Genomic DNA, 4,218 nt, shown 5'->3' with positions numbered 1-4,218 from the left:
AATAAAAATTATCAGTAAGGCAAGAAAAATAAAAACCATGGACCAAGAACAACAGAACCAAAACCAGGGAATGAACGTCGCCGGAGGACAGCCCCCGGAAATGGGTGTGCCACTCTCCAATGTTCCTGAAGAGAAAAAACATGTCGGTCCCTTGATCGGTATCATTATCATTGTTGTGGTGATCATACTCGGCGGCCTCTATTTTTGGGGTCAGAAAGTGAACAACGTTGCGCCTCAAGAAAATACGGCAGACAGCATGACGGCAGAAAAAGTAGCGGGGCAAGCGGACGAATCGTTGAATGCGCTTAAAACACAGGGAACCTCTGATTCTGTGGCGGACATTGAAGCTGATCTTAGCGCGACGGTTTTGAACGGACTTGACGCGGAGGTCGGAAGCATAGAGGCACAACTCAATCCATAAAAACCTCTCTTCAAAGAGATTTTTCTTCAAAAAACACCTCACACGGGGTGTTTTTTGACCGTTTATGCATAATGCGTTACACTGGGAAACATTATGTCAGCAGTAAATGTAGAGGTAAAATCACTGGAAAATGCGGAGGTGGAGATCAAAGCGGAGATCCCTGCGGAAGAATTTGAGCAATACCGCGACCAAGTGGTGCGGAGGCTTTCTGTTAATATTGAGATGCCGGGATTCCGTAAAGGGAATGTGCCGGAAAAGATCTTGGTGCAGAAGATCGGTGAAATGCCTATTCTTGAGGAGATGGCGGAGACGGCTATTTCACACGCATACCCGAAGATTCTTATGGAGCATAAGATTGACGCCATCGGCAGACCGGAGGTGAATATCACAAAGATTGCCAAAGGGTCTTCGCTTGGTTTCAGTATCAAAACGGCAGTCATGCCGGAGGTGAAACTTTCTGATTATAAGGCGGCGGCGCGAGAAGAGATGGCAAAAAAAGAAGAAATAAAACTTGAAGAAAAAGAAATGGAAGAGGCTATCGCCGATATCAGAAAGCAACGCGCGCACGTCATCACCGGTAACGAGCAAGAGAAAGCTCGGAACCCGGTCAATGCATCCAAGGAGGAGGGAGACGAAAGCAAAAAACCCGCCCTTCCCGAATTGAATGATGAATTCGTGAAAACACTCGGCGATTTTAAGGGCGTGGAGGATTTTAAAGCGAAGCTCCATGAGAACATGCTCAAGGAAAAAGAAACGAAAGCGGCGCAGAAAAAGCGCATGGTCATCATTGAAAAAGTGATTGCGGGGTCGGATATCGCACTTCCGGCGGTGATCGTAGAGAGTGAATTGGACAAGATGATGGCGCAATTTCAGGGTGACATCGCGCGCATGGGCCTTAAGTTTGATGAATATCTCAAGTACATCAAGAAAACAAAGGATGATTTGCGCAAAGAATGGCTCCCCGATGCGAGAGCGCGCGCCAAAGCTCAACTGATACTGCACAAGATCGCGACGGAAGAAAAAATAACCGTTCCTGAAGAGGAAATAGAGAAGGAAGTAAAAAAACTTGTGGAATACTACAAAGACGCAAGTCCAGAGCGCGCACGTGATTATGTGGCGACTGTGCTCACCAATGAAGCGGTATTCAAGTTTTTGGAGAAAGAGGGTAGCGCGTGAGAAGGATGACATGTCCGATATTGTTTTCCGGATATTTTTGTTATAGTATTCTTACATCGTAATTCGTAATGCATAAACTCTATGTTAATACCAACCGTTATAGAAAAGAGCCAATTTGGCGAACGAGCATATGATATTTATTCCCGCCTCTTGAAAGAGCGCATTGTTTTCATGGGTGGCGTCATTGATGACCACACGGCAAACAACATCATTGCCCAGCTCATCTTTTTGGAATCGGAAGATCCCAAGAAAGATATCCATCTGTATATCAATTCTCCCGGTGGTTCGGTCACTTCCACCCTTGCGATGATTGATACCATGAACCACATCAGGCCCGATGTAAGCACGATCTGCATTGGTGTTGCCGCTTCAGGAGGCGCGCTCCTCTTATCTGCGGGTGCGAAAGGAAAACGCTTTGCGCTCCCCAACGCGGAGATCATGATTCACCAGCCGCTTGGCGGCGTTGAAGGTCAGGCAAGCGATATCGCCATCACCGCGGAGCACATTCTGAAAACAAGGGCGAACCTCAATAAGCTTCTTGCGAAAAACACCGGCCAGGCGCTTGCGAAGATTGAAAAGGACGTTGAGCGGGATTTCTATATGTCAGCGGAAGAAGGAAAGAAATATGGCATTATTGATGAAATAATGAAGGAAAAGAAAGCCAAATAGCCCGGAGAGGAGCTCGTTTTCCTCCACCGCAAAAACACCACACTTCCAAGTGTGGTGTTTTTGCGGTGGAATGACCCGTTCGGGTCCAATTGTGGGGCAGTTAGACAAGTCATCAAAGGTCTGATATTATGATTTTGTCATTTATTAATTGCAAAAAACTCACTCTGAAGCGCTGAAAATGACGGCGGTCACGGTGAGGTAGAAAATATACTTCGCTTCAAGGCACTGTTACTTATCTATGTTATGCACATACAACGAAATTCCCACATGCTCAGAAACTTTACTTTTCACGCAAACACTTTTCAACGTATCTCATAACGTTTAATTACCAACATGACGCGCGGCCCGGATGATATTTCTTGTCGCTACGCACCATGCGAGTAATCCATATCGCAAACAGGCCTCAAGCGAACACAATCGCTTATGGACTTAAAAATAGTATTACTGTTATCCGGAGTAGCGGGTCTTTTGGGTATCGCGTTCGGGTACTTTTTGCGGTGGATCATCTCTTTGGGGCAACGCGGTTCCATGGAACTGCAAATCAAGCAAATGACGCTTGCCGCCAAAGAAGAAGCGCAACGCATCGTTGAAGAAGCCGATACGAAGGCGAAAGAGACTCTCAACAAGATACATCAGGAGGAAAAAGAGCGGGAAGCGCAATCCAAGAAAACAGAAGAGCGCTTTATCAAGAAAGAAGACATGCTGGACAACCGTCAGCTTGATATTGATAAACAAGCGGAAGACATAAAGAAGAAGATCGCCGAGGTGAAAGAAATAAAAGACCGCGTTCTGGAATCGGAACACAAGAAGCGAGAAGAGCTGGAGCGCATCGCCAAGCTTTCGCGAGAAGAGGCGAAAGAAGAATTGCTCAAGGATATAAAACAAATGTACGAGGAAGATCTTTTGGTGCGCACGCAAAAGCTTGAGACCGCCAACCGGGAAGTGCTGGACAGGAAAGCGAAGGATATTTTGTCCATGAGCATTCAACGGCTTGCGAACTCCACGGCGTCAGAAGTAATGGCGACATCCGTTCCTTTGCCTTCCGATGACATTAAGGGCAAAATTATCGGAAAGGAAGGGCGCAACATACGCGCGTTTGAACGAGCGGCCGGCGTTGACGTGATTGTTGATGATACGCCCGGTGTGATCACCATATCTTCTTTTGACCCGATCCGCAGACAGATAGCGCGAGTGGCGCTAGAAAACCTCATACTGGACGGGAGAATTCAGCCGGCAAAAATAGAAGAGGCCGTTCTGAAGGCGCGTGAAGATATCAATAAGATCATCAAAGAGAAAGGCGAAGAGGCGGTGTATGAATGTAGCGTCTTTAATCTTGATCCGCGTATCGTCGCTATATTGGGGAGGCTTCATTTTAGGACGAGCTATGGACAGAATGTGTTGCAACACTCCATTGAAATGGCGCATATTTCCGGAATGCTCGCCGAGGAGCTTGGTGCCGACGTGCATATCGCGCGAGCGGGGGCGTTGCTCCATGATATCGGAAAAGCGGTTGACCATGAAGTACAGGGGACTCATGTGGAGATCGGACGGCGTATTCTACAAAAATTTGGCGCGAATGAAGCAATTGTGAAGGCGATGCAATCGCATCACGAAGAGTATCCTTACGAAACACTGGAGTCTGTTATTGTGCAGGTTGCCGACGCCATTTCCGGCGGCAGGCCTGGTGCGCGGCGCGATACGGTAGAGAATTATCTAAAACGCTTGAAAGACCTTGAAGCGATCGCCGATTCTTTCGCAGGCGTTGAAAAGTCGTTTGCACTGCAGGCGGGCAGGGAAATACGCATATTCGTTTCTCCTAAAGAAACATCCGACTTTGAGGCGCAAACGATGGCGCGGGATATCGCCAAGCGTATTGAACGGGAGCTTAAATATCCGGGTGAGATTAAAGTGAACGTGATACGGGAGACAAAAGTGATAGAATACGCCCGGTA

4 protein-coding genes are annotated in these 4,218 nt (G+C 47.3%); all 4 read left to right on the top strand.

What is annotated here, in order from left to right; translation table 11 throughout:
- Positions 1-421, top strand: a 421-nt coding sequence (locus AAB523_02305; protein MEK7556098.1) for a hypothetical protein, incomplete at its 5' end; no start/stop codon positions are given.
- Between the two features lie 93 nt (positions 422-514).
- Positions 515-1,597 carry a trigger factor gene (locus AAB523_02300; protein ID MEK7556097.1) on the top strand — a complete coding sequence of 361 codons (1,083 nt, stop codon included), beginning with the start codon at positions 515-517 and terminating at the stop codon, positions 1,595-1,597.
- An 81-nt stretch (positions 1,598-1,678) separates the two neighbouring features.
- A complete protein-coding gene (gene clpP, locus AAB523_02295; protein MEK7556096.1) occupies positions 1,679-2,266 on the top strand; it encodes an ATP-dependent Clp endopeptidase proteolytic subunit ClpP in 588 nt (195 codons plus the stop codon).
- A gap of 423 nt (positions 2,267-2,689) precedes the next feature.
- A partial coding sequence (gene rny, locus AAB523_02290; protein ID MEK7556095.1) for a ribonuclease Y occupies positions 2,690-4,218 on the top strand: 1,529 nt, incomplete at its 3' end.

This window comes from Patescibacteria group bacterium (assembly GCA_038063375.1).
In the GTDB taxonomy this organism is placed as follows: domain Bacteria; phylum Patescibacteriota; class Minisyncoccia; order Phycocordibacterales; family JANLHH01; genus JANLHH01.
This window is presented reverse-complemented; position numbering and strand designations above follow the sequence as displayed.

What these genes read in the sequence shown, in the direction of transcription:
- AAB523_02300 (MEK7556097.1), top strand. Translation starts at nt 515, where the DNA reads ATGTCAGCAGTAAATGTAGAGGTAAAATCACTGGAAAATGCGGAGGTG.
- clpP (MEK7556096.1), top strand. Translation starts at nt 1,679, where the DNA reads ATGTTAATACCAACCGTTATAGAAAAGAGCCAATTTGGCGAACGAGCA.